This is a genomic window from Lysobacter sp. TAB13, from assembly GCF_052113885.1.
GTDB lineage: Bacteria > Pseudomonadota > Gammaproteobacteria > Xanthomonadales > Xanthomonadaceae > Lysobacter > Lysobacter gummosus.
In genome coordinates this window covers 54,902-77,938 of record NZ_JBFRDR010000024.1, presented here as the reverse complement: position 1 = coordinate 77,938, position 23,037 = coordinate 54,902, and the positions used below count along the sequence as shown (strand labels likewise).

24 protein-coding genes and 1 pseudogene are annotated in these 23,037 nt (G+C 68.2%); 15 read left to right on the top strand and 10 right to left on the bottom strand.

The features are described 5' to 3' along the window. The 5 genes and pseudogenes from AB4Y92_RS21705 to AB4Y92_RS21685 form a co-directional block, all read right to left on the bottom strand. A pseudogene (locus tag AB4Y92_RS21705) lies at nt 1-99 on the bottom strand (IS1595 family transposase); the annotation flags it as partial. Nucleotides 100-260: 161 nt separating this feature from the next. Continuing rightward, nucleotides 261-746, bottom strand: coding sequence for a Slp family lipoprotein (locus AB4Y92_RS21700; RefSeq protein ID WP_441821544.1), 486 nt, complete (start codon nt 744-746; stop codon nt 261-263). Then, entirely contained in the window at nt 743-2,746 is a 2,004-nt protein-coding gene (locus AB4Y92_RS21695; protein ID WP_441821543.1) for a transglutaminase TgpA family protein, read from the bottom strand. Before AB4Y92_RS21695 ends, AB4Y92_RS21700 begins: the two co-directional genes overlap by 4 nt. Continuing rightward, the gene (locus AB4Y92_RS21690; RefSeq protein ID WP_441821548.1) at nt 2,739-3,707 is read right to left on the bottom strand and encodes a DUF58 domain-containing protein; all 969 of its coding nucleotides are present in this window, start codon (nt 3,705-3,707) and stop codon (nt 2,739-2,741) included. Before AB4Y92_RS21690 ends, AB4Y92_RS21695 begins: the two co-directional genes overlap by 8 nt. 59 nt (nt 3,708-3,766) lie before the next feature. Next, a complete protein-coding gene (locus AB4Y92_RS21685; RefSeq protein WP_441821542.1) occupies nt 3,767-4,750 on the bottom strand; it encodes an AAA family ATPase in 984 nt (327 codons plus the stop codon). Nucleotides 4,751-5,055: 305 nt separating this feature from the next. On the opposite strand from AB4Y92_RS21685, the gene AB4Y92_RS21680 reads away from it, so the two are divergent. Next, on the top strand, nt 5,056-6,924 hold the full coding sequence (locus tag AB4Y92_RS21680) for an ArnT family glycosyltransferase (RefSeq protein WP_441821541.1): 1,869 nt from the start codon (nt 5,056-5,058) through the stop codon (nt 6,922-6,924). Between the two features lie 207 nt (nt 6,925-7,131). Here AB4Y92_RS21680 and AB4Y92_RS21675 read toward each other — a convergent pair whose 3' ends face one another. Continuing rightward, nucleotides 7,132-7,710: a Maf family protein gene (locus AB4Y92_RS21675; RefSeq protein WP_441821540.1), complete on the bottom strand. Its 579-nt coding sequence runs from the start codon at nt 7,708-7,710 to the stop codon at nt 7,132-7,134. Nucleotides 7,711-7,835: 125 nt separating this feature from the next. Then, a complete protein-coding gene (locus tag AB4Y92_RS21670; RefSeq protein WP_441821539.1) occupies nt 7,836-8,198 on the bottom strand; it encodes a hypothetical protein in 363 nt (120 codons plus the stop codon). Between the two features lie 127 nt (nt 8,199-8,325). Between AB4Y92_RS21670 and AB4Y92_RS21665 the strand changes: the two genes are divergently transcribed. From AB4Y92_RS21665 to fabD, 4 genes are all read left to right on the top strand, one after another. Next, nucleotides 8,326-8,850: a YceD family protein gene (locus tag AB4Y92_RS21665; protein ID WP_057942351.1), complete on the top strand. Its 525-nt coding sequence runs from the start codon at nt 8,326-8,328 to the stop codon at nt 8,848-8,850. A gap of 115 nt (nt 8,851-8,965) precedes the next feature. Further along, nucleotides 8,966-9,163, top strand: a complete 198-nt coding sequence (rpmF, locus tag AB4Y92_RS21660) for a 50S ribosomal protein L32 (RefSeq protein ID WP_057942352.1) — start codon at nt 8,966-8,968, stop codon at nt 9,161-9,163. 269 nt (nt 9,164-9,432) lie between these two features. Next, a complete protein-coding gene (locus AB4Y92_RS21655; RefSeq protein WP_441821538.1) occupies nt 9,433-10,413 on the top strand; it encodes a beta-ketoacyl-ACP synthase III in 981 nt (326 codons plus the stop codon). Between the two features lie 424 nt (nt 10,414-10,837). Continuing rightward, on the top strand, nt 10,838-11,779 hold the full coding sequence (gene fabD, locus AB4Y92_RS21650; protein WP_441821537.1) for an ACP S-malonyltransferase: 942 nt from the start codon (nt 10,838-10,840) through the stop codon (nt 11,777-11,779). A gap of 20 nt (nt 11,780-11,799) precedes the next feature. On the opposite strand, the gene AB4Y92_RS21645 is transcribed toward fabD, so the two are convergent. Both AB4Y92_RS21645 and AB4Y92_RS21640 read right to left on the bottom strand, forming a co-directional pair. Then, a complete protein-coding gene (locus tag AB4Y92_RS21645) occupies nt 11,800-12,582 on the bottom strand; it encodes an SDR family NAD(P)-dependent oxidoreductase (protein WP_441821536.1) in 783 nt (260 codons plus the stop codon). Beyond that, nucleotides 12,579-12,773 carry a hypothetical protein gene (locus AB4Y92_RS21640; protein WP_441821535.1) on the bottom strand — a complete coding sequence of 65 codons (195 nt, stop codon included), beginning with the start codon at nt 12,771-12,773 and terminating at the stop codon, nt 12,579-12,581. The genes AB4Y92_RS21645 and AB4Y92_RS21640 overlap by 4 nt, the downstream gene beginning before the upstream one ends. A gap of 231 nt (nt 12,774-13,004) precedes the next feature. Between AB4Y92_RS21640 and fabG the strand changes: the two genes are divergently transcribed. The 10 genes from fabG to AB4Y92_RS21590 all read left to right on the top strand — a co-directional run bounded on the left by fabG (nt 13,005) and on the right by AB4Y92_RS21590 (nt 20,844). Further along, the gene (gene fabG / locus AB4Y92_RS21635) at nt 13,005-13,751 is read left to right on the top strand and encodes a 3-oxoacyl-ACP reductase FabG (protein ID WP_441821534.1); all 747 of its coding nucleotides are present in this window, start codon (nt 13,005-13,007) and stop codon (nt 13,749-13,751) included. A gap of 130 nt (nt 13,752-13,881) precedes the next feature. Beyond that, the gene (gene acpP, locus AB4Y92_RS21630) at nt 13,882-14,121 is read left to right on the top strand and encodes an acyl carrier protein (protein ID WP_031373652.1); all 240 of its coding nucleotides are present in this window, start codon (nt 13,882-13,884) and stop codon (nt 14,119-14,121) included. A gap of 182 nt (nt 14,122-14,303) precedes the next feature. Then, a complete protein-coding gene (fabF, locus tag AB4Y92_RS21625; protein WP_057942357.1) occupies nt 14,304-15,557 on the top strand; it encodes a beta-ketoacyl-ACP synthase II in 1,254 nt (417 codons plus the stop codon). Nucleotides 15,558-15,682: 125 nt separating this feature from the next. Next, nucleotides 15,683-16,516: an aminodeoxychorismate lyase gene (pabC, locus tag AB4Y92_RS21620; protein ID WP_441821533.1), complete on the top strand. Its 834-nt coding sequence runs from the start codon at nt 15,683-15,685 to the stop codon at nt 16,514-16,516. 64 nt (nt 16,517-16,580) lie between these two features. Beyond that, on the top strand, nt 16,581-17,750 hold the full coding sequence (mltG, locus tag AB4Y92_RS21615; protein ID WP_441821532.1) for an endolytic transglycosylase MltG: 1,170 nt from the start codon (nt 16,581-16,583) through the stop codon (nt 17,748-17,750). After that, a complete protein-coding gene (gene tmk, locus AB4Y92_RS21610; protein ID WP_441821531.1) occupies nt 17,747-18,394 on the top strand; it encodes a dTMP kinase in 648 nt (215 codons plus the stop codon). Before mltG ends, tmk begins: the two co-directional genes overlap by 4 nt. Next, the gene (locus AB4Y92_RS21605; protein ID WP_441821530.1) at nt 18,391-19,365 is read left to right on the top strand and encodes a DNA polymerase III subunit delta'; all 975 of its coding nucleotides are present in this window, start codon (nt 18,391-18,393) and stop codon (nt 19,363-19,365) included. Before tmk ends, AB4Y92_RS21605 begins: the two co-directional genes overlap by 4 nt. Next, nucleotides 19,362-19,721, top strand: a complete 360-nt coding sequence (locus tag AB4Y92_RS21600; protein ID WP_057942360.1) for a PilZ domain-containing protein — start codon at nt 19,362-19,364, stop codon at nt 19,719-19,721. Before AB4Y92_RS21605 ends, AB4Y92_RS21600 begins: the two co-directional genes overlap by 4 nt. Before the next feature lie 82 nt (nt 19,722-19,803). Further along, nucleotides 19,804-19,965: a hypothetical protein gene (locus AB4Y92_RS21595; protein ID WP_441821529.1), complete on the top strand. Its 162-nt coding sequence runs from the start codon at nt 19,804-19,806 to the stop codon at nt 19,963-19,965. Nucleotides 19,966-20,595: 630 nt separating this feature from the next. Beyond that, on the top strand, nt 20,596-20,844 hold the full coding sequence (locus AB4Y92_RS21590; RefSeq protein WP_441821528.1) for a hypothetical protein: 249 nt from the start codon (nt 20,596-20,598) through the stop codon (nt 20,842-20,844). 76 nt (nt 20,845-20,920) lie between these two features. Here the strand turns inward: AB4Y92_RS21590 and AB4Y92_RS21585 are convergent, their stop codons facing one another. Then, complete coding sequence (locus tag AB4Y92_RS21585) at nt 20,921-22,990, bottom strand: 3-hydroxyacyl-CoA dehydrogenase NAD-binding domain-containing protein (RefSeq protein ID WP_441821527.1); 2,070 nt, start codon at nt 22,988-22,990, stop codon at nt 20,921-20,923. Nucleotides 22,991-23,037 lie beyond the last annotated feature (47 nt).

Genomic DNA, 23,037 nt, shown 5'->3' with positions numbered 1-23,037 from the left:
GTTGGTGGCGGTGAGATCCAGTGACCAACAGCGCACGAGCGCCCGAAATCGGGCCTCGCTGATTTTCGAACGGCGGTAATACCTGTTTTTCTTTTGCATTTCAGGAAGATAGCTGCGTTATGGGGCAGCTTTGCTTCCTAAGACCCTTTTCAAAGGGGGCTATTTGACAGGGCGCGCCCCCAAAAACCACGAGCCCAAAACGACCGAAGGCGCTTTCGCGCCTCCGGTCCATCACATGGCGATGACTTATCGCCCGCGGCTCACCACCAGCCCCACCACGGCCACGGCGCCGGGCGTTCGATCACGTCCACCTGCTGGCGCACCGGCCACAGATAAACCACGTCGGCGTCCAAGCGCGGGAAACGGTAGTCGTATTCGCCGATGCGGCGCGATTCGTAACCGGCGATGCGGCCGGTGAAGGTCACCTCGCGGTTCTTCTCGAACAACGCCGGATCGTAGAAACCGGTACGGCAGGCCAGGAAGCGGCCGCCGGTGTCGTCGGTGGCCCAGTACGGGCGCGCGGAATCGCCCAGGCGGGTCGAGATCATTTCGAAGCAGGTGCGGTTGGCCTGCGGTTCCACATTGACGATACGGCCGCCCCAGCGCACCACGGAGCCGGTGCTGTCGGTGGCGGTCGCGTCGGCCGGGGTGAGGGCGGAAAACGCCCCCTGCAGCGGTTGGGGCGCCGAGACGCAGGCGCTGAGCAGCGCTGCGCCGGCGGCTATCAAGGCAAGACGGAGCTTCATCGACGTTCTCCTGTTCGGGCCGGGCGGTGCGCGCGTAGCGCCCGGACCAGTTCGTTGCGCAGTTCTCGGGCCTCGCGCCGCCCGGGTTGGCCATCAGCGTACCGCCAATCGCTGAACTGTTGGCTGAGTTGCAACAGGCTTATGCCCAAATCCGGACGCGCCTTTCCGACACGTTCAGCCCAGGCCAGCGCCGGCTCGTGCGGTTCGCGCTGCAGGCCGAGCTTGCGGTAGCGCCGGCCGAGCGCATGCCAGGCGCGCAGGACCGGGTCGCGCTGGCGCTCGCCGCGGCTGCTGAGCCAGACCATCCACGCGCCGGCGGCGCTGGCGAACAGCACGAACAGCGCGATCAGCTTGCCGCTGTCCAGCTTGTCCACGCCGAACGGCTGCAACAGCCGCTCCTGGCGGCTGGCGTCGAAGCCGAGCACGAAGTCGTTCCAGCCGCGGCGGGCCCAGTCGCTGAGATTGAACAACGGCGTCGCCGCGCCGATCCCGCCGAACATGCCGCCCGCGCCCGGCGTGCGGTCGGCCAGGGTGTCGTAGATGCGCTCGGGCGCCACCGCTGCGGTCGGATCGACCCGCACCCAGCCGCGTCCCTGCAGCCAGACCTCGGCCCAGGCGTGCGCGTCGGAACGGCGCACCAGCCAGTAGCCGCCGACCGGGTTGTAGTAGCCGCCGGCGTAACCGGTGACCACCCGCGCGGGAATGCCGGCGGCGCGCATCAGCACCACGAACGAGGAACTGAAGTGCTCGCAGAAACCGGCTTTCTGATCGAACAGGAACTCGTCCACCGAATTGCGGCCGAGCAGCGGCGTAGCCAGGGTGTAGGCGAATTCGCGATGGATCATCGTCATCGCCCGATCGACGATGGCGGCATCGTTGGCGCCGGCCTCGGCGCGCCAGCGCTGGGCCAGCGCCAGCGTGCGCGGGTTGTAGCCGCGCGGCAGATCCAGTGCGGCGCGGCGCAGCACCGAGCGCAGTTGCGGCTCGTACGCGGCCGGCGGCGAAGAACGGATATGCCAGCGGCTGAGCGCGCTGAGCGGGCGCTGGGCGAAGATGCCGTGATCCAGCGACAGCTGCGCGTTGGCCGGCGCGGCCAGCGGCAGGTCGAGGGCGACGAACTGGCGATCGTCGGTGGGTTCGACTTCCAGTTCGTAATCCCACACCGTCTTGGACGGCGTCGTCTCGGCCGCGGGAATGCTGCGGAACCAGCGCGGCTGGGTCCAGGTGCGGCCGTCGAAGTTCCATAGCACCGGCCCGCGCCAGTACATCTGCGAGGTCGGCGGCGCGCGCCCGTTGAAGCGCGCGCGCAGGGTCACCGTCTCGTCGTTCATCAGATCGACCATCTCGCCCGGCGACATCCGGTCCGACAGGCCGGGCCGCGCCAGCGCGCGGTCGGGCACGCCCCACAAGGGCGAACTCAGGCGCGGGAACAACCAGAACACCGCCAGCGCCAGCGGCAGGCCGATGCCGATCAGGCGGCCGATCGCGAACAGGCGTTGCCAATGCGTCAGCGACGGCTCGGCGGCGCGGCCGGGGGGCGGACGCGATTCGATTTCCGCCAGACGCTGCAAAGTCGCCAGCGAGAACACCGCCGCGGCCATGCCCAGCGCCAGCGACATCGGGCCCTGATCGAGCAGAAACGTGGCGAACGGGCCGAACAGGGCGAAGCCGATCAGGCTGCGCGCATCGCGCAGGGTGTAGGTCTCCGACGGCTTGAGCGCGAACATCGCCGCGAGCAGGGCGCAGCCGGTGTCGCGGCCGATGGCGAAGTGGGTCATCAGCAACACCGCGCCGACCAAGCCGATCACCATCGTCAGCCGCAGCAGCGCCGGCAGCGGCTTGCGCCAGGACAACACGCCCACGCCGATGCCGACGGCGGCGATCGCAATCGCGATCTGCAGCGGCAACTGCAGCAGCAGCGGCAACAGGCAGCTCGCGCCGGCCAGCAGCGCCCAGCGCCGCGAGGTCGGTTCCAAAGCGGCGGCGTGCGACTCAGCCATGCGGCATCAGCGCCAGGGCGCGCAGGCAGGCGTGACGGTGGGCGGCACCGTTGCCGGGGCCGAGCGCGGGCTGATTCGGCAGGCTCAGGCGATAACGGCAGCCGTCGCGTTCGGCCTCATCGACCCAACGCGCCAGCCGCGAGATGCGCGCTTCCTGATTGAGGCCGGTCAGGCGCTGCCATTCCAGTTCGACATCGGCGCCGAGCGGTTGCTCGTATTCGCGCACCAGCAGCATGTCGCGGCGCGCCGAATGCTTCCACGCGATCGCCCGGCGCGCGTCGCCGGGGCGATACGCGCGCAGGTGGTGCACGTCGTCGCCGCTGGGATGCAGCCGCGTCACCGCCTGATCGCCGCCGCCGAGTGGCAGCGGCGGGCCCTGCAGTTCCGGCATCGGGTACACCAGCAGCGGCGCTTCCGGCCACACGTGCGACCAGGCCCGCGCCAGGCCCAGCGGGCGGGTGGTGGATACGCGCAGCTTGGGCAAGTCGAGCCAGCCGCGTCGATAGGTGGCGATGCGCAGTTCGGCTTCGCCGGCGCCCTGATCCAGATCCAGCCGGGCCGGCTCGGCGCCCAGCGCGCCGACATCGTCCACGCGCAGGCCGCGGCGAATGCGATCGGGCGCGGCGCGCGCATGCACGCGCACCAGCAGCGGCGTGCCGGCCGGAACCGGTTCGGCGTCGATGGCGACGATGCTGAGCCCGGCCAGTTGCAACTGCGCCGCGATCAGGCTGGCCAGCCCGGCGCCGCCGAGCAGCAGCGCCAGCAGGAAGGCCGGGTTGTTGTTGTAGTTCAGCGCACCCATCAGCATCGCCGCCAGCAAGGCGCCGTAGAACGCGCCGAACCCGGTCGGCAGCACGTAGATGCGGCGGCGGTCGAACCGCGCCGGCAACGGCTCGGGCCGGCGCGGCCGGGTCAGCGACAGCATGCGTGAGCGCATCGCCCGCGCATAACGCGCGCGCAGCGAACTCGCGGCCGCTGCGCCGTGGGCGTGTGGATCCGGCCGGGCCGCCATCGCCGCGCTCAGTCCACCGCGACCGCGTAGAGGATGGATTTGGCGATGTCCGGCGCGGCATCGGCTTCGGCCACCAGGCGATGCGAGGCGACCGCGGCGAACAAGGCCTGCACGTCCTCGGGCACCACGTGGGCGCGGCCCAGCAGCAGCGCGTAGGCGCGCGATGCGCGCAACAGCGCCAGGCCCGCGCGCGGGGACAGGCCCACGCGCACGCCCGGGTGCTTGCGGCTGCGCGCAAGCAGCGCCTGCACGTAGGCGATCAACGATTCGCCGACATACACCGCATCGACCGCGCGGCGCACCGCTAGCACGTCCTCGCCGCTCAGCACCGGCCGGGTCTGGGCGATCAGATTGCGGCGGTCGGCGCCGGCCAGCAGGTCGCGCTCGGCGGCTTCGTCCGGATACCCCAGCTGCAGGCGCAGCAGGAAGCGGTCGAGCTGCGAATCGGGCAGGGGATAGGTGCCGGACAGATCCACCGGGTTCTGCGTGGCGATCACGAAGAACGGATCGGGCAGGGCATGGGTGCGGCCGTCCACGGTGACCTGATGCTCGGCCATCGCTTCCAGCAGCGCGCTCTGGGTGCGCGGCGGCGCGCGGTTGATTTCGTCCGCCAGCAGCACCTGGGTGAACACCGGGCCGGAGTGGAACTCGAACTGGCGCGAGGTCGGATCGAACACCGACACGCCGACCACGTCGGCCGGCAGAAGATCGGAGGTGAACTGCACGCGCTGAAATTCCAGGCCCAAGGTCGCGGCCAGCGCGTGCGCGAGCGTGGTCTTGCCCAGGCCCGGCAGATCCTCGATCAGCAGATGCCCGTCGGAGAACAGCGCGACGAAGGCCAGCCGTACCGCCTGCGCCTTGCCCAGCACCAGGCTGTTGACCTGGGCCTGGGCTTGTTCCAGGGCCGCGCGCAGGCCATCGGTTAGGATGCTCGCGTTGAGGTGCGCGCCGCTCGGCGCGGTCTTGCTTGCGATTATCGGGCCTGCCGTCATCTTGCCTGGATCCTGAGTCTGTAAGGTCGAGCGTGGCTCGCCGCGTGCGTCTGCGGCGATCGCGGCGCAATGCATGCCGGCGCTGCGTGGTTGGCATGATCGCGCGCGGTTCGCGCCGAGACAGCCCGAAGCGCGGCTCGATGCCGGACTTCTGGGATGCGCGTCAACAAACCGTCGCCGGCGGTCGCGCCCGAAAGCGCGCATCGCCATGCGGCAGCGGAAGCGAGCCGAGCGCGGACCTGCCGCGAACCGACGCCGCCGCGGCGGGTCGAAATCCATCCAGAGTGTAGCGAGGTCGGGTGCCGATGCGGGACAAGGACGAAGCCAGCGCGATGCGCAAGATGTTCTGGGCGTTGTGGACGCTGGTGTTGCTGCTCAAGCTCGCCGTCGCCGCGAAGCTGCCCTTGTTCGTCGATGAGGCGTTTTACTGGCAGGAAGGCCGTCATCCGGCCGCCGCATACTCGGACCTGCCCGGACTGACCGCCTGGCTGGCGCGGCTGGGCGTGGAGCTGGGCGGCAATCACACCTTGGCCCTGCGCGCGCCGTTTCTGTTGATCGCCGCGCTGGTGCCGTGGCTGTTGGCGCGCATCGCCGCGCGCGAATTCGGCGAGCGCAGCGGTTGGCTCGCCGGTTGCTACGGTTTGCTGCTGCCGCTGTCGGGCACGCTGGGCGTGCTCGCCTTGCCCGACGCGATGATGGCGCTGGCGACCTTGCTGTGCCTGGACGCGGGCGCGCGGCTGTTGCGCGAGGTCGATGCGCGCAGCGCGGTCGAACTCGCCGCCGGCCTCGCCCTGGGCGCGTTGAGCCATTACCGCTTCATCGCCGTGATCGCAGTCGGCTTCGTCGCGCTGATGCTGCTGCCCGAGGGCCGCCGCGCGCTGCGCGATGTGCGGGTGATCATCGCCGTCGCCATCGGCGCCTCGGCCTGGGCGCCGCTGGTGGCGTGGAACATGGACAACGCCGACGCCGGCCTGCGTTTCCAGTTGGTCGAACGGCATCCGTGGTCGTTCCATGTCGATGGCCTGTGGTTCATCGCGATCCAGGCGCTGCTGGTCACTCCGCTGCTGTTCGCCGCGCTCGCGCTCGCCGGCTGGCGCGGCGCGCGCGATCCCTCGCCGGTGACGCGCTATCTGGCGCTGCTGGGCAGCCTGGTGGTGCTGGGCTTCTTCGTGCTGGGTTTCTTCGCCGACACCGAGCGGGTCAGCTTCCACTGGCCGCTGCCGGGATTCCTGGCGCTGCTGCCGCTGCTGCCGATGGTGCTGGCGCGCTGGCCCGGCTGGGCGCGCGGCCTGACCGCGGGACTGGCCGGCGCGACCTTGCTGGCGATGCTCGGCTACTACGTCGCGGTGTCGATGCCGGAACTGCGCGCGCGCAGCGCCGGCGAGAAATGGTATCCGTCCAATTTCGCCGGCTGGGATGAACTCGCGCGCAAGGTGCGCGCGCGGCAACAAGCGATGCCGGCGGGCACGCGCATCGTCGCGGACAATTTCAAGGTCGGCGCCGAGCTGGGTTTCGCCCTGGACGATCCGCGCATCGCCGTGCTCGATCATCCGATCAACCACAAGCACGGCCGCGCGCCGCAGTTGCAGTTATGGGGATTGCACAGCGCCGGCCGCGCCGACTGGGACGGCAAGCCGGTGCTGTTGGTGGTGGGCGTGACCGAGGTCGAATACAAGAACCTGCTGCAGCGCTATCACGACTTGTGCGCGATGGTCGGGCCGTTGCCGCCGCCGCAGACGATCAACATCGATCACGGCCGCCAGCGTTTCGCGTTGTTCGCCTTCGACGGCAAGCCGCGCGAAGGCGCGTGCACCACGCCGGCGATGGCCTGGATCGATACGCCGGCGGCGGGGCGCAAGGTCGGGCGCGAATTCCAGGTCGGCGGCTGGGCGTTCAAGGACGGCGTCGGTCTGCAGCGCGTGGAGGTGATGCTCGACGGCCGCGTCGTCGCTCAGGCCGAGTACGGCGGCGAACTGCCGGGCGTGCGCGAATACTGGAAGCTCGCCGATGGCAGCCGTTCGAGCGATCCGCAGCATCCCAGGGTCGGTTTCACCGCCAAGGTCGCGCTCGATGCCGAGCCGGCTGGCCGGCATTGGCTGGGGCTGCGCCTGCATGGGCGCGACGGCAGTGTCGAAGATTGGGCGGAGCAGCCGATCGAGGTGGGGCGGCGCTGAGCGTTGCGTGGCCAAGCTTGCTTTGTGGCTGCGGCTGATTTTGTGGGAGGGCGGCTTTTGTGGAGGGCGACTTTTGTGGGAGGGGCTTCAGCCCCGATGCTTTTCGATCAGTGGCTGTAGTGGCATCGCGGCTGATCGAAAAGCATCGGGGCTGAAGCCCCTCCTACAAAAGACTTCGGGGCTGCGTGGGGCGTTTTGCCGCAACGCTCAGGGCAACGAATACCCAGCCTCACGCAACAGCCGCGCCGTCGCGATCAGCGGCAGGCCGATCAACGCCGTCGGATCGCTCGATTCGATCGCATCGAACAAGGCGATCCCCAATCCTTCCGATTTGAAACTGCCGGCGCAGTCGTAAGGCTGCTCGGCATCGACATAGCGTTCGATCTCCGCGCCGCTGAGCCGGCGAAAGCGCACGACCGTGATGTCCAGCGCGGTCAGCGGCGTCTGCGCATGCCGCGCCACGCACAGGCCGGTCATGAAACGCACTTCGCGGCCCGACATCGCCGCCAGTTGCGCCAGCGCGCCGTCGCGACCGCCGGGTTTGCCGATCGGCTGGCCGTCGAACTCGGCGACCTGGTCCGAACCGATCACCCAGGCCTGCTGATGCTGGGCCGCGACCGCCGCGGCTTTGGCCACGGCGAGGCGCTGGGCCAGAGCGGCCGGGGCCTCGCCGGGCCGCGGGGTTTCGTCCGTGTCCGGCCGCGCGACATCGAACGGCAGGCCCAGCCGGGTCAGCAGTTCGCGGCGGTAGACCGAGGTGGAGGCGAGCAGGAGAGGGGCGGGCATGCGGGAGCTCAAGAGAAGAGTGTGACGGCGCGGGCGATCCCGCCGTCCGGGGCGACGCGCCGAGCGGCGCGCTACGCAGATGGGCGGCTATCGCAGAGGCGCAGTCTCAGAGCACATCGCGACCATCAGGCCAGCGGCGCGGCCCGCGCCTGCTCGATCTTGTTCAGCTGCTGCTCGATCCGGCTGCGGGCGTCGTCGATCGAGGCGCGCACCTCGACCAGCTGGTTCAGGCTGGCGCGGCGGCCGTGGTCGCGCAGCCACAGGCGCTGGCGCAGCATCTCGCGCATGGCGTCGCCGACCGGGTCGCGGCCTTCGTCGCCGGCGACCGCTTCGATCTCGGCCCGGGCCGCGCGCAGGCGGGCTTCCAGCGCGTCGGCGGCGTCCAGAACCTCGCGCATCGCCCGCTGGCGCCGCACCGGCAGGTACAACAGCAGGGCCACGGACGACGCCACCAGCACGGCCAGAATCATGAACAGGAGGTTGGTCAAGGTGGGGCTCGACGCGGGAACAATGGCCGGAAGTCTGCACGTCCGGCCCGGCCGGCGGCAAATCCCTGCGCCGGCCGGGGCTTACGGTTTGACAGCGCCCCGCACGGTCTCTAACATTCCGCGGCTTATGTCAGCGCATGTACCACCTGGGCGGGTGCCCGAAGCTTTGGATGCCTGGCGCCTGGTGGCGGCACGGCGCGGTGTGGAAGGCCGTCTGCCGTTGTCGGCCCTGACCCGGTTGCAAGGCGTGCTGCTCGATACGCAGGGCTTCGTGGATTACTCGCTGGATTTCGACAGCGATTCACTGAAAGTCCCCTATGTCGAGCTGAAGATCGACACCGAACTGCCGTTGCTGTGCCAGCGCACGCTGGAACGGTTCCTGTTGCCGGTGCAGATCGTCCAGCGCCTGGGGCTGATCCGCGACGAGGCCGACGAAGCCTCGCTGCCGGAAGGTTACGAGCCGTTGCTGATGCCCGAAGACGGCATGCTGCGGGCCGCGGAACTGGTCGAGGACGAGCTGATCCTCGCCGTGCCGGTGGTGCCGATAGCGCCGGGCAGCGAGGCGGTCGAAGCCGACTGGCCGGCCCCGCAGGCCGAGCTGGACAGCGTCAACCCGTTCGCGGGACTGTCCTCGCTGAAGAAAAAGAACTGACGCAAGTATTCGTTTCACATCGTTCCACTCCGACCTGCAGGCGAGTCAGCAAGCTCCTGCTAATCGGGCTAACGCTATCCACCTCAGGTTTCGACCGCTTTTCCGGAGCAAGATCATGGCTGTTCAGAAGTCCCGCGTTTCCCCGTCCCGCCGCGGCCAGCGCCGCGCCCATGACGCGCTGACCAGCAAGCAGCTGGCCACCGACCCGACCACCGGCGAGACCCACATCCGCCACCACGTGACCGCCGACGGTTACTACCGTGGCAAGAAGGTCATCGACACCAAGTCCTCGACGGTCGCCGACGAAGAGTAAGCCTCTTCCCGCACGCCGCGCCGCGCCCCCGACGGGTGCGCGTCGCCGCCGATCTGGGCCGGAGACGATGCCTCATCGCATCGGGCCGGCACCGATCGGACCGTCCTCCCCGGACGCGTCCGCGTGACAACAGACCTGCGGCCGCCGCGGCCTCGTTCTACCGCCAGCTCAGGCTGGCGGTCCTGTTTTCCGGTGGTCCGCGCGGGTCTGCGTCCGATCGAACGACGCCTGCCGCCCGGGTCGCCGCACGGCAACTGCGCGGAGTGGTGATGACAGATCGGATTTACGCCCGTATCGCGGGTACCGGCAGCTACCTGCCGGAAAAGGTGTTGACCAACGCCGACCTCGCCCAATTCGTCGAAACCAGCGACGAATGGATCGTCAGCCGCACCGGCATCCGCGAGCGTCATGTCGCCGCCGAAGGCGAGACCACGGTCGACCTGGCCTTCCATGCCGCCACGCGCGCGCTTGAAGCCGCCGGCGTGGACGCCTCCGAGATCGACCTGATCGTTTTCGGAACCACCACCCCGGACCTGATTTTCCCGTCCAGCGCCTGCCTGCTGCAGCACCGCCTGGGCGCCAACGGCTGCGCGGCGTTCGACGTCAACGCGGCCTGCTCGGGCTTCGTCTATGCGCTGACCGTCGCGGACAAGTTCATCCGTTCCGGCGCGTCCAAGACCGTGCTCGTGGTCGGCTCGGAAACCCTCACCCGCATGCTCGACTGGAGCGACCGCGCGACCTGCGTGCTGTTCGGCGACGGCGCCGGCGCGGTGGTGCTCAAGGCCGACAGCGAAACCGGCATCCTCAGCACCCATCTGCACGCCGACGGCGGCAAGAAAGAGCTGCTGTGGAATCCGGTCGGCGTTTCGGTCGGCTTCAAGCCGGAAGAACACAACGCCGGCGTCAAAGTGCTGATGACCGGCAACGAAGTGTTCAAGTACGCGGTCAAGGCTTTGGACTCGGTGGTCGAAGAGACCCTTGAAGCCAACGGCCTGGATCGTCACGAAATCGACTGGCTGATCCCGCACCAGGCCAACCTGCGCATCATCGAAGCCACGGCCAAGCGCCTGGACATGCCGATGGACCGCGTGATCGTGACCGTCGACCGCCACGGCAACACGTCTTCGGGTTCGGTGCCGTTGGCGCTGGACGAAGCGGTGCGCTCGGGCAAGGTCCAGCGCGGCCAGTTGCTGCTGCTGGAAGCGTTCGGCGGCGGTTTCACCTGGGGCTCGGCGCTGCTGCGCTACTGAGCCGGCGAGGGCGCCGCGGCGCTCTCGGCGACAGCATCCGGATTCGAACGAACGGCGGCGAAAGCCGCCGTTTTCGTGCGCGCGCGTCGGACGTCACGCGCGTAATGCGATGCGTGCACGCAGTCGAAAACCGTCGAAAGGTTTCATGCGCATTGGTGAAATTGCGCCGGCGCTGCGCAAGTTCGCATCGGTTTGCAACGCGAACGCATCGGCGTGGCGCCGATCGATTTCGCCATGACTAATCGATGCGTAAAACGGCTGAATCCACGCGCCGATCCGATCGCGCCGCGACGACGGCCAGCGCCGCTTCGCCCATCACCGCTCACGTCACTTTGCGACGCTGCGTGACCCCGTACCGCCGGGTACAGACGATCGCCGCTTTTCGCCCGTATCATTCGCCCTCCACACCGATTCGGCAGCACGCGTGAGCGATCAGCGACTTTCTTTCGTCTTTCCGGGCCAAGGCTCGCAATCGCTGGGCATGCTGGCCGAGTTGTCGGAATTGCATCCGCAAGTCCGCGAGGCGTTCAGCGAAGCCAGCGACGGTGCCGGCGCGGACCTGTGGGCGCTGAGCCAGGGCGGCCCGGAAGAAATGCTCAATCGCACCGAATACACCCAGCCGGCGCTGCTCGCGGCCGGCGTGGCGGTGTGGCGCGTGTGGCAGGCCCAAGGCGGCGCACAGCCGTCGGTGCTGGCCGGTCACAGCCTGGGCGAATACACCGCGCTGGTCGCGGCCGGCGCCTTGTCGCTGCGCGACGGCGCGCATCTGGTGCGCCTGCGCGGCCAGTTGATGCAGGAAGCCGCGCCGGCCGGCGTCGGCGCGATGGCCGCGGTGCTCGGCGCCGAGGACGCGCTGGTCGAGGAGATCTGCCAGGCCGTGTCGGGCGCGCAGGTCGTGGTGCCGGCCAATTACAACTCGCCGGGCCAGATCGTGATCGGCGGCCATGCCGACGCGGTCGATAAGGCGCTGATCCGCCTGGCCGAGGCCGGCGTGCGCAAGGCGGTCAAGCTCGCCGTCAGCGTGCCCTCGCATACGCCGCTGATGCGCGAAGCCGCCAACCGCCTGGGCGAAGCCATGGCCGGTTTGAACTGGCGCGCGCCGGCGCTGCCGGTGGTGCAGAACGTCGATGCCCAGGTCCACGACAACCTCGAGGCGATCCGCGAGGCGCTGGTGCGCCAGCTGTATCTGCCGGTGCGCTGGACCGGTTGCGTGCAGGCGCTGTCGGCGCGCGGGGTCGAGCGCATCGCCGAATGCGGCCCCGGCAAGGTGTTGGCCGGGTTGGTCAAGCGCATCGACAAGGCCATCGAAGGCCGCGCGATCGGAACGCCGGGCGAATTCGAAAGCGCGCTCGCCGACTGGCGCTGAGCCGCGCGAGCGCGCCGCGTTTACTTCGCCGCGATGCCGCCGTCCACCGGCAAGGTCACGCCGGTGACGCCGTAAGCCTCGTCCGAACACAGCCACAAGGTGGCGTTGGCGATTTCCTCCGGCTCGGACATGCGCTGCATCGGCGACTGGCCGGCCAGGAAAGACTTCATTTCATCGCTCAGGAAGGCCTTGGTCGCTTCGGTGGCCACCGCCGCCGGAGCCACCACGTTCACCCGGATATGGTCCTTCGCATACTTCACCGCCGCCCATTTGCTCATGTGGATCATGCCGGCCTTGGCGGTGCTGTAGGACAGGCTGGTGAAGTCCACATCGACCACCATGCCGGCGATCGAACCGGTGTTGACGATGGCGCCGCCGCCCTGCTTGAGCATTTGCCGGATCTGGTACTTCATGCCCAGGAACACGCCGCTGAGATTCAAGGCGATATTGCGGTCCCAGCCCTCTTCCAGGGTGTCGTGAACGCCCGTGCCCAATTCGTCCGGCGCCAGGATGCCGCCGGCGTTGTTGACCGCCACGTCCAGGCGGCCGAAACGCTGCGCGATGTCGGCGACCAGGCGTTCGGACTGGACCGGGTCGGTAACGTCGGACTGGACGAAATGCGCCTGGCCGCCGTGTTCGCGAAGCTGCGCCTCGAAGGCCGGGCCGTGTTCGGCCGACAGGTCGGTGAACACCACCGTCGCGCCCTCGTGGGCAAAGGCGGCCGAGGTGATCTTGCCGATGCCGGTGGCGCCGCCGGTGATCAGCACTACCTTGTTTTCGTAACGTCTGCGACTGGCGGTCATGGCTCGCGCCTCGGAAGGAAGAGTGGGGTCGGGAAGGGCAGCGACGGCGCGCGCGCGAACGGCGGCGCCGGTTCGATCATGCTGAACGGCGAGTATTGCGGCGCCGTGGCGCGCAGGTACGCGGCCTGGGTCACGTTGAGCGATGTGTGCGACCAGCGCACAGACCGCCTGCGCGCGCGGTCGTATTCCATCCGTGACACGGCCCGGCGCGCCCCGCCGGGCGGTCCTGCGTGCGCTACTCAACTCCCTTCCCAGCCTGTACGCTTTGCTGCGGTCGCAACATCGTCCGGCCCGGCGCCCTCGCGGCGACGGCCACGGCGCTGGGCCGACAGCCGTAACCCGATTGGATCGGGGCCCGCCCGATCTCGCGTCCGCGCGCCGTCCCAGCCCGCACCGGAGTATGTTTTGAACGGAGTGAATGCATGAGCACCCCCCCGCTTTCGGGCGAAATCGCCTTGGTGACCGGCGCCAGCCGCGGCATCGGCGCAGCCATCGCCGATGAACTGGCCGCGCAGGGCGCGACCGTGATCGGCACCGCGACCAGCGAAGCCGGCGCCCAGGCCATCGCCGCGCGCCTGGCCGCGCACGGCGGCCACGGCCGCGTCGTCGACGTGGCGCAGGCCGCCTCGATCGAAGCGCTGATCGACGGCGTCAGCAAGGACATCGGCGCGATCTCGATCCTGGTCAACAACGCCGGCATCACCCGCGACAACCTGCTGATGCGGATGAAGGACGACGACTGGCAGGCCATCCTCGACACCAACCTGAGCAGCGTCTACCGCACCAGCAAGGCGGTGATGCGCACGATGATGAAGGCGCGCAAGGGCCGCATCATCAATATCGCCTCGGTGGTCGGCGTGACCGGCAATGCCGGCCAGGCCAACTACGCCGCGGCCAAGGCCGGCGTGATCGCCTTCAGCAAATCGATGGCGCGCGAGATCGGCAGCCGCGGCGTCACGGTCAATGTCGTGGCGCCCGGTTTCATCGACACCGACATGACCCGCGAGCTGCCCGAAGACGCGAAGAAGGCCATGCTCGACCAGATCGCGCTGGGCCGCTTCGGCGAACCGGCCGACATCGCCCGGGCGGTGGCGTTCCTGGCCAGCCCCGGGGCGGCCTACATCACCGGCGAAACACTCCACGTCAACGGCGGCATGTACATGCCCTGACGCCTTGGCGTAGGCTGGTAAGCGATTGAACCCTAAGGGGTTTCCAACAGGCCGGGGGCCGGCCTCGCGAAACCTCTCGATTCCATTAGACTATTCCATCGAAAAACCCCTCACGGGAGGAGCAACATCCATGAGCAGCATCGAAGAACGCGTCAAGAAGATCGTGGTCGAACAACTCGGCGTCAAGGAAGAAGAAGTCACCAACAACGCTTCGTTCGTCGACGACCTCGGCGCAGATTCGCTCGACACCGTCGAGCTGGTGATGGCACTCGAAGAAGAGTTCGAGTGCGAGATTCCGGATGAAGAAGCCGAGAAGATCACCTCGGTGCAGCAGGCGATCGATTACGTCAAGGCGCACGTCAAGTCGTAAGGCGCCTGAGCGAAGGCCGCACGTGCCTGAAACGCGTGCGGTCCTCGCGCAGCAACCGTTGCGCATGCATCGTGACCGATCTATGAGCAACAACTCGGGGCCGCATTGCGGCCCCGTGCTTTTACGGCCGGTCAGTACGCCGGCGTAGCGTACGCAGACGGATTCAACAGAGGTAACGCTGCATGTCCAACCGTTCCTTCAATCGCCGCGTGGTCGTCACCGGCCTCGGCCTGATCTCCCCGCTGGGCAACGATGTCGCCAGCAGCTGGGACGGCATCGTCAACGGCCGCTCGGGCATCGGCCCGATCACTCATTTCGACCCGGCGCTGTTCACCACCCGCATCGCCGGCGAAGTACGCGACTTCGACATCACCCGCTTCGGGGTGAGCACGAAGGACGCGAAGAAGATGGAAGAGTTCATCCATTACGGCGTCGCCGCATCGCTGATGGCGCTGCAGGACGCCGGCATCGTCGTCGACGATTCCAACGCCGAGCGCATCGGCGCGCTGATCGGCTCGGGCATCGGCGGCCTGCTCGGCATCGAAGAGCAGACCATCAAGTACCACGAAGGCGGCCCGCGCAAGATTTCGCCGTTCTACGTGCCCAGCACCATCATCAACATGCTGCCCGGCCAGGTCTCGCTGCTGACCGGCATCAAGGGGCCGAATTTCTCCGCCGTATCGGCCTGCGCCACGTCCAACCATTCCATCGGCATGGCCATGCGCATGATCCAGTACGGCGATGCCGACGTCATGGTCGCCGGCGGCGCCGAGCGCGGCTCCTCGCCGACCTCGGTCGGCGGCTTCTGCTCGATGAAGGCGATGTCCACGCGCAACGACGATCCGACCCGCGCCTCGCGGCCGTGGGACAAGGAACGCGACGGTTTCGTGCTCGGCGACGGCGCCGGCATCCTGGTGCTGGAAGAGTACGAGCGCGCCAAGGCGCGCGGCGCGCGCATCTATTGCGAGCTGGCCGGTTTCGGCGCCACCTCCGACGCGTTCCACATGACCGCGCCCAGCGAGAACGGCGAAGGCCCGGCGCGCTGCATGGTCGCCGCGCTCAAGGACGCCGGCATCAATGCCGACGAAGTGGGTTACCTCAACGCGCACGGCACCTCCACGCCGCTCGGCGATCTGGCCGAAACGCTGGCGATCAAGCGCGCGCTGGGCGACCACGCCTACAAGACCATGGTCAGCTCGACCAAGTCGATGACCGGCCACCTGCTCGGCGCGGCCGGCGGCGCCGAGGCGATCTTCTCGGTGTTGGCGCTGCATCACAACATCATCCCGCCGACCATCAACCTGGACGAAGCGGGCGAGGGCTGCGACCTGGATTACGTGCCCAACACCGCGCGCGACGCCAAGGTCGATATCACCGTGTCCAACGGCTTCGGCTTCGGCGGCACCAACGGCACGCTGGTGTTCAAGCGGATCTGACCGCCAGCGCGCTGGGCCGGGCCCGCGCCGACTTCGGTCCGCGCGGGCCTTGTCGTTTTCGCGGCCGCGGATTTCCCGCGCAACGCGTTTCTACAACCCGCGCGGCAACGCGTAGGATGCCCGCCATGACGACCGCCGCCATGAACCAAGCCCGGGTTTTCCGCGGCGATCAACGCATCGACGCGCTGTCGCCGTTCGACCGCGGCCACGCCTACGGCGACGGCCTGTTCGAAACCCTGCGCGCGCATCGCGGCCAGCTGCCGTGGTGGGATGCGCATTGGGCGCGGCTGTCGCGCGGCGCCCAGCGCCTGCGCCTGGCGCTGCCCGATCAGGACTGCGTGCGCGAGCAGGCCGCGGCGATGCTCGACGGCGCCGATGCGGTGCTCAAGCTGATCCTCAGCCGCGGCGAAGGCGGGCGCGGCTACGCGCCGCCGGCGCAGGCGCGGCCGATCTGGGTCTTGTCGCGCCATCCGCTGCCGCCGGCGCCGCCGGCCGACGGGCTGACCCTGCGCTGGTGCGATCTGCGCCTGTCCGAGCAGCCGGCCCTGGCCGGCCTGAAGCACTGCAATCGGCTCGAACAGGTGCTGGCGCGCGCGGAATGGGACGATCCGGCGATCGACGAAGGCCTGCTGCGCGATCGGGCCGGCGAGGTGGTCTGCGCGACCGCGGCCAATGTGTTCGCGCTGATCGACGGGCAATGGCGCACGCCGCCGCTGGATCGTTGCGGCGTCGCCGGGATTTGCCGCGAATTCCTGCTCGAGATCGCCCAGGCCCGGGTCGAGCGCCTGAACCCGGAGGATCTGCAACGCGCCGAGGCGATTTTCCTGTGCAACGCCGTGCGCGGTATCCTGCCCGTGGCGCGGCTCGGCGAGCGGCAATGGGCGCCGCATCCGGCCCTGGCCGGGCTGCGGCGCCGGCTCGGCGCGGCCCATCCCGCCTTCGTCCCGGTCGCAGACTGAGCCGCCGCCCGCGCGGACGGCGGTCCGCGCCGGCGCGGCGGGTCCGCATCGTTTAGGAGGTTTCGTGGCAGCAAAGGAAAAAGGCCGCAAGCGTGGCTGCGGTTGTCTGATCGTGATCGTGTTGCTGCTGGCGGCGCTGGCCGCGGCCGGTCTGTGGCTGTGGCAGCGCTACGAAGGCTTCGCCAACGCGCCGATGAACGGATTGCAGACCGGGCAGACCCTGCTGGTCGAGCGCGGCGACTCGCTGCCGGTGGTGGTGCGCAAGCTGCGCGCGCTCGGCGTGAACCAGGGCGAAGGCGATCAGGCCGAGCAACTGCAATGGCGCGCGCTGGCCAAGCAGCTCGGCGCGGCCGGGCGCCTGCAGGTCGGCGAGTATTCGCTGGAACCGGGCACCAGCCCGCGCGCGCTGCTGATCGCGATGCGCGACGGCCGGGTCATCAGCCATCGCTTCACCATCGTCGAAGGCTGGAACATGCGCGACCTGCGCGCCGCGCTGGCGCGCGCCACGCCGCTCAAGCAGCGCGCCGGGCAGCTCGACGATTCGGCGCTGATGAAGGAAATCGGCCGCGCCGGCCAGCATCCGGAAGGCCGCTTCCTGCCGGAGACTTACCAGTACACCGGCGGCGACAGCGACGTGGACGTGCTCAAACGCGCCGCCGACTCGATGGACAAGGCGGTCGCCGCGGCCTGGAAGGCGCGCGACAAGGACAGCGTGCTCAAGAGCCCGGCCGAGCTGCTGATCATGGCGTCGATCGTCGAGAAGGAAACCGGCATTCCCGCCGAGCGTTCGCAGATCGCCGGTCTGTTCGAGCGCCGGCTCAAGCTGGGCATGAAGCTGGAGACCGATCCGACCGTGATCTACGGCATCGGCCCGGGCTACGACGGCAACATCCGCAAGCGCGATCTGCAGACCGATACGCCGTACAACACCTACACCCGCGTCGGCCTGCCGCCGACGCCGATCGCGATGCCGGGCCTGGCCGCGCTCAAGGCGACCGCCAATCCGGCGCCGGGCGATGCGTTGTTCTTCGTCGCCTCCGGCGACGGCAGCGGCCGCAGCCTGTTCGCCGCGACCTATGCCCAGCATCAGGCCAACGTGCGGCTGTATCTGCAGCGCTACCGGCAGAATCAGACCCGCGGGCAGCCCGAGGAAGGCAAGGCGCTGCTGGAAGAATCCAGCGCCGACCCGAATGCAACGCAGGCCCCGGCCGCGCCGCCGGGAGCGACGCGATGACCTTGTCCACGCAGCCGCGCCTGATCACTCTGGAAGGCGGCGAAGGCGCCGGCAAATCGACCGTGCTGGCCGCCTTGCGCGGCGCGCTCGAAGCGGCCGGCATCGAAGCGGTCTACACCCGCGAGCCCGGCGGCACGCCGCTGGCCGAGCAGATCCGCGGCCTGATGCTCGACACCCATCACGAACCGGCCGTCGCCGAAACCGAACTGCTGCTGGCCTTCGCCGCGCGCGCCCAGCACGTGCGCGCGACCATCCTGCCGGCGCTGCAGCGCGGCGCCTGGGTGGTCAGCGATCGCTTCACCGATGCCAGCTACGCCTATCAGGGCGCCGGCCGCGGCTTGGACCTGGATTTCATCGCCGACCTGGAGCGGCGCGTGGTCGGTATCCGGCCCGCGCTGACCTTGCTGCTGGATGTGCCGGTCGAAGTCGGCCTGCAGCGCATGCGCGGCCGCGGCGCCGCCGATCGCATCGAAGGCGAGCGCAACGATTTCTTCGAACGCGTGCGCCAGGGCTATCGCGATCGCGCCGTGGCCGAACCGCAACGTTTCGAAGTGATCGACGCGAGCCAGCCGGCCGACGCGGTCGCCGCGCAAGCCGTCGCGCGTCTGCGCGCGCTGCTCGCGGCCACGGAGGCTGTGCGATGAGCGCGGTGTTCGCGCCCTGGCAGCAACGTATCTACGATCAGGCCAAGGCCTCCATCGGCGCCGGCCGCCTGGGCCACGGCCTGCTGTTCTGCGGCCCGGCGCAGTTGGGCAAGCGCGCGGTCGCCGAGCGTCTTGCCCACGGCCTGCTGTGCCGCGAGCGCAGCGCCCAGGGCGATCCCTGCGGCCGTTGCCGCAGTTGTCTGCTGCTGGCGGCCGGAACCCATCCGGACTATCAGCTGGTCAGCTTCGTTCCGAACAAGGAAGGCACGCGGCTGCGCACCGAGATCGTGATCGAGCAGATCCGCAATCTGTCCGAGCGCCTGTCGCTGACACCGCAATACGGCGGCGCCCAAATCGCGATCATCGATCCGGCCGATTCGATCAATACCGCCGCCTGCAACGCCTTGCTCAAGACCCTGGAAGAGCCGGTGCCGGGCCGTTATCTGTGGCTGGTGAGCTCGCATCCGGCGCGCCTGCCGGCGACGATCCGCAGCCGCTGTCAGCGCCTGGAGTTCCGCCTGCCGCAGCCGGAGGAGGCGTTGGCGTGGCTGCAAGCGCAGGGCCATGGCGACGCCGCCACCCGCGAAGCCTTCGACGCCGCGCGCGGACATCCGGGCCTGGCGCACGAATGGTTGAGCGGCGACGGACTCAAGCTGCGCCGCGAAGTCGCCGCCGATCTGAGCAAGCTCGCGCGCGGCGAAACCTCGGCGCCGGAAGTCGCGCAGCGCTGGACCGGCGACGAGCACGCGGCCCTGCGTCTGCGACACGCGTCGGACATCGCGCTCGCCGAGGCCGCTTCCGGCTTGACCGACCCGGCGCGCGCGCGCAGTCTTGCGACTTGGTTCGATCGCGCCAACCGGACCCGCGACCTGTTGCGAACCACGGTGCGCGCGGATCTGGCGGTAGTGGAATTGTTGATGGCCTGGCGCGCGGACGAAAGCCGCCGCGCCGGGGCAGGGAGCAGGGCATGAATGCAACGGCGGGCGCAGCGCGGCAGGGTATTTTGTCGCTGACGATCAAGGACAAGGCGGCGCTGTACAGCGCGTACATGCCGTTCCTGAAATACGGCGGCATTTTCATCGCCACGCCCAAGCGTTATTTCCTCGGCGACGAGGTCTTCCTGCTGCTGACGTTGCCCGAGTCCACCGAGCGTCTGCCGGTGGCGGGCAAGGTCGTATGGGTGACGCCGACCGGGGCGCAGGGGCATCGCGCGGCGGGCATCGGCGTGCAGTTCGCCGAGACGGCGGAGGGCGATGCGGTCAAGGGGAAGATCGAGGCGTTGCTGGCGGGGACGTTGGGGGCGGAGCGGCCTACGCATACGATGTAGTCGAGCGTTTGGTCTCGGGTCGATCGGCCATATTTGGAAAAAGCCGCGCATTGCGCGGCTTTTTCGTTTCTGTGGAATCGCGATGCTCCCTGCCTTCGCCTTCGCCTTCGCCTTCGCCTCCGCCTTTGCCTTTGCTTTTGCCCTTACCTTTGCCTTTGCCGCTGTCTTTGCTGTTGCAGAGATTTTGCTTCGGCTTCGCTTCGACTTTGTTTTTGTTTTTGTTGTTGCCAGGCGCCGCCTGTAACTCGCGAGACCAGGGACACCCGGAGGGCGGCGCACATGGACGTGCGCCGGGTGCCACCTTGGGCAGGATGCCCAATGTGGTACCTGCCTGCGCAGGCACCGCACTCGTGGCTCTTGATTCGAAACAGCCAAAGCCCTTTCTTTGGTTACTTTCTTTGTGGCTTTGGACAAAGAAAGTGACCCGCCGCTTTATGGCGGAAGCGTTTAGCGTTTGATCTTGCTTTTAGCGTTTGATCTTGCTTGTGGCGTTTGATCTTGCTTGTAGCGCTTGATCTTGCTTGAAGCTTCTAAGGAACCTGAAAGCGCTTCATTGAAACAATCAGGTCCGCGCACTCCCTCCTACCGTCATTCCCGCGAACGCGGGAATCCAGGGCCTTTCGTGCGAGAACGCTTGAAGTCGCTGGATTCCCGCTTTCGCGGGAATGACGAGCAAAAGAAGCCTCAAGCAAGAGCGAGAGCTAGAGCTAGAGCTAGAGCTAGAGCAGAGCAAGATCAAACGCCTAAAGCTTCCGCCATGGAGCGGCGGGTCACTTTCTTTGTCCAAAGCGACAAAGAAAGTAACCAAAGAAAACGCTTTGGCTGTTTCGAGTCAAAAGCCACGAGTGCGTAGCTGTCGCGGGCAGGTGCCACATTGGGCATCCTGCCCAAGGTGGCACCCGGCGCACGTCCATGTGCGCCGCCCTCCGGGTGTCCCTGGTCTCGCGAGTTACTAGCCGCGCCCAGCAACAGCAAAGACAAAGCCGAGGCGAAGCAAAATCTTGGCAACGGCAACGGCAACGGCAACGGCAACGGCAACGGCAACGGCAACCGCAACGGCAACGGCAACGGCAACCGCAACCGCAACCGCAACGGCAACCGCAACCGCAATAAGAGCTCCTAGCTGCCTGTTTGGCATCTCCCGAAACGAAGAAGCCGCGCAATGCGCGGCTTCTTCTTTTGCATGAACCCTGCGACGCTTACTTGCGCAAAGCCGGCGAATCCCAGCCCTGCCGAGGCGCAAACCGATCCCCATAACGCGCCTGCAACTGCTTCAGACGGGTCAGCACATTGTCCACCCCGGTTTCGCGCACGTACTGGATCGGACCACCGCGGAACGGAGCGAAACCGGTGCCGAAGATCACGCCGGCATCGAGCAGATCGCCGTCGCTGACCACACCGTCGTGCAAGCACGCCACTGCCTCGTTGATCAACGGCAGGATCAGACGATCTTCGAGATCGTTCGGTGCCTTGTAGTCCTTCGGCAACTCCGGCTTCTGCGCGCGGCCGTTTTCCCACTTGTACAAGCCCTGACCATCCTTCTTGCCGCGCTTGTTAGGCTCGACGTTGGCCAAGGCGGCCGGGACGGTCAGGCCGAGGAAGGGCGCGAGTTCGGCGCCGACGCCGGCGGCGACGTCCAGGCCTACGGTGTCGATCAGTTCGATCGGACCCATCGGCATGCCGAACTTGACCGCGGCCTTGTCGATCGCCGGACCCGGAATGCCCTCGGCGAAGGCGGTGCCGGCTTCGAGCATGTACGGGAACAGCACGCGGTTGACCAGGAAGCCCGGCGTGCCCGCGACCGGCACCGGCAGCTTGTCGATGGCCTTGCAGAACGCCGCCAGGCGCTGCTCGGTCTCCGGCGCCATCGCGTCGTGACGGATGATTTCCACCAGCGGCATCAACGCCACCGGATTGAAATAGTGCAGGCCGCCGAACTGGGCCGGGCGCTGGATGTGTTCGCGCAATTCGTCGAGCGGAATCGACGAGGTGTTGGTGGTCAACAACGCATCGGGCTTCAGCCGCGGCTCGACCTGCGCGTACAGATCGCGCTTGGCCTCGGGCTTTTCGATGATCGCTTCGATGACCAGATCGGCGATGTCGGCGCCGTCGCCGCCCAGATCGCCTTTCAGCCGCGCCGCCACCGCCGGACGCTTGGCCTCGTCCTTGACCTTCTTGGCGAACAGTTCCTGCGCGCGCTCCAGCGCGGCGTCGATGAAGCGCTGCTCGCGATCGCTCAGGGTGACTTCGAAGCCCTTGTAGGCCGACCACGCGGCGATGTCGCCGCCCATCACGCCGGCGCCGACCACGTGCACGTTCTTGATCCGGTGGTCCTTGCCGCCCTGGCCCTTGAGGCGCTCTTGCAGGAAGAACACGCGAATGAGATTGCGCGCGGTCGGCGTGCCCGACAGCTTCACCACCGACTTGCGCTCGGCCGCGAGCTTGGCCTGGATGCCGCCGCCGGTGCGCTCCCAGGTCGAGATCAGCACGTACGGCGCGGGGTAGTGGTCCTTCTTGGCCTTGCGCGCGACCTGCTTGACCAGCATCGGCGCGAGGATCTTGCGCGCGATCCAGGTGTTGGTCGCCCAACCCATGAAGCGCTGCTTGAACGGACGCTCGTCGCCGCGCAAAGCCAACGCGGCGGCGGTATCGACCAGCACGGCCGCCTCGGCGGTCTTATCGACCAAGCCGATCGCGCGCGCGGCCGAGGCCGACAGGGCGCGGCCGGTCAGCATCATGTCGAACGCGGCCGGCGCGCCGACCAGGCGCGGCAGGCGCACGCTGCCGCCCCAGCCGGGGTAGATGCCCAGCTTCACTTCCGGCAGGCCGATGCGGGTGGACGGATCGGTGCTGGCGACGCGGTAGCGGCAGGCCAGCGAGATCTCGGTGCCGCCGCCCATGCAGAAGCCGTGGATGGCCGCGACCGTGGGGCAGGGCAGCTCGGCCAGGCGCTGGAACACCTGCTGGCCGCGACGGATCGCGTCGCCGACCGTGCCTTTCTCGTCGAAGGCCTGGAATTCCTTGATGTCGGCGCCGGCGATGAAGCCGCTGGCCTTGGCCGAGCGCAGCACCAGGCCCTTGGGCGGGTCCAGCGCCAGGCGCTCGAGCAGGCCGTCGAGTTCGATCAGCACTTCCTGTGCGAAGGTGTTGACCGGCGATCCTTCGCGGTCGAAGGACAGCACCAATACGCCGTCCTCGCGCAATTCGGTGTGCCAGTGCCGGGCGCGTAAGCCGTCAAACGCGGGGAGGCCGTCGAGGGCTGCAGTCATGCCGCACCATCCGTTCAGGTATGGAATAGACCGCTATCATCCCGATC

Coding starts and splice junctions, on each gene's coding strand:
- AB4Y92_RS21655 (WP_441821538.1), top strand. CDS start 9,433: ATGACAGATCGGATTTACGCCCGTATCGCGGGTACCGGCAGCTACCTG.
- AB4Y92_RS21695 (WP_441821543.1), bottom strand. CDS start 2,746: ATGGCTGAGTCGCACGCCGCCGCTTTGGAACCGACCTCGCGGCGCTGG.
- AB4Y92_RS21680 (WP_441821541.1), top strand. CDS start 5,056: ATGCGGGACAAGGACGAAGCCAGCGCGATGCGCAAGATGTTCTGGGCG.
- AB4Y92_RS21605 (WP_441821530.1), top strand. CDS start 18,391: ATGAGCGCGGTGTTCGCGCCCTGGCAGCAACGTATCTACGATCAGGCC.
- AB4Y92_RS21675 (WP_441821540.1), bottom strand. CDS start 7,710: ATGCCCGCCCCTCTCCTGCTCGCCTCCACCTCGGTCTACCGCCGCGAA.
- AB4Y92_RS21585 (WP_441821527.1), bottom strand. CDS start 22,990: ATGACTGCAGCCCTCGACGGCCTCCCCGCGTTTGACGGCTTACGCGCC.
- pabC (WP_441821533.1), top strand. CDS start 15,683: ATGACGACCGCCGCCATGAACCAAGCCCGGGTTTTCCGCGGCGATCAA.
- tmk (WP_441821531.1), top strand. CDS start 17,747: ATGACCTTGTCCACGCAGCCGCGCCTGATCACTCTGGAAGGCGGCGAA.
- AB4Y92_RS21645 (WP_441821536.1), bottom strand. CDS start 12,582: ATGACCGCCAGTCGCAGACGTTACGAAAACAAGGTAGTGCTGATCACC.
- AB4Y92_RS21685 (WP_441821542.1), bottom strand. CDS start 4,750: ATGACGGCAGGCCCGATAATCGCAAGCAAGACCGCGCCGAGCGGCGCG.
- fabF (WP_057942357.1), top strand. CDS start 14,304: ATGTCCAACCGTTCCTTCAATCGCCGCGTGGTCGTCACCGGCCTCGGC.
- AB4Y92_RS21640 (WP_441821535.1), bottom strand. CDS start 12,773: ATGGAATACGACCGCGCGCGCAGGCGGTCTGTGCGCTGGTCGCACACA.
- AB4Y92_RS21600 (WP_057942360.1), top strand. CDS start 19,362: ATGAATGCAACGGCGGGCGCAGCGCGGCAGGGTATTTTGTCGCTGACG.
- AB4Y92_RS21700 (WP_441821544.1), bottom strand. CDS start 746: ATGAAGCTCCGTCTTGCCTTGATAGCCGCCGGCGCAGCGCTGCTCAGC.
- acpP (WP_031373652.1), top strand. CDS start 13,882: ATGAGCAGCATCGAAGAACGCGTCAAGAAGATCGTGGTCGAACAACTC.
- AB4Y92_RS21665 (WP_057942351.1), top strand. CDS start 8,326: ATGTCAGCGCATGTACCACCTGGGCGGGTGCCCGAAGCTTTGGATGCC.
- rpmF (WP_057942352.1), top strand. CDS start 8,966: ATGGCTGTTCAGAAGTCCCGCGTTTCCCCGTCCCGCCGCGGCCAGCGC.
- fabG (WP_441821534.1), top strand. CDS start 13,005: ATGAGCACCCCCCCGCTTTCGGGCGAAATCGCCTTGGTGACCGGCGCC.
- AB4Y92_RS21595 (WP_441821529.1), top strand. CDS start 19,804: ATGCTCCCTGCCTTCGCCTTCGCCTTCGCCTTCGCCTCCGCCTTTGCC.